Source organism: Psychrobacter sp. 1U2 (assembly GCF_051847575.1).
On record NZ_JBPYDC010001739.1, the window covers coordinates 1 to 534 of the forward strand.

The 534-nt window shown below is 45.1% G+C and carries 1 protein-coding gene; it reads right to left on the reverse strand.

The annotated features are described in order from the left end of the window. Positions 1-534: HAD family hydrolase (locus ACS8FD_RS24145; protein WP_439277710.1), on the reverse strand; the 534-nt coding region annotated here is incomplete at both ends.

Sequence of the window (534 nt, forward strand, 5' to 3'; positions counted from 1 at the left end):
GTCTTTTACCCCGAACTTGTCCATCGCTAACGTAATCATATCTGGTGCAGGACGACCATTAGTGACATCGTCGGCTGTAATCAGCGCATCAATCTCGCGGCCCACCGACCAACCCAAGATAGTCAATATGTTATTGGCGGTCGTTGCATCGTAGCCGGTGTTTAAGACTACCTTTCTACCCGTTGCTTTTAGCTGATCAAACAGCTCCAGCATCCCCTCGAAGGGCGCCAAAGTCTCTGCTGTATAAGCCTTTGTCAATCGGGTTTTGAATATCGTAAATGCGGTATCGGTAAGTGATTCAACCTCATCATCTGTGATATTCAATTCATTTAGTATGTCGTTGATCGCTTGGCGTTTTTCCTTGCCAGCGCCAAACGCTAAGCAAGGATCTAAACCCACCTTTTTATCGTCAGAACTAAGCGCTTGATTGATCGCATCGCGTACGGTTTTGTAGACTAAATTTTCTTCATTTACGGTGGTACCTGCCATATCAAACACACATAGCTTGATCTGCTCGAATGGATCTTTAATACT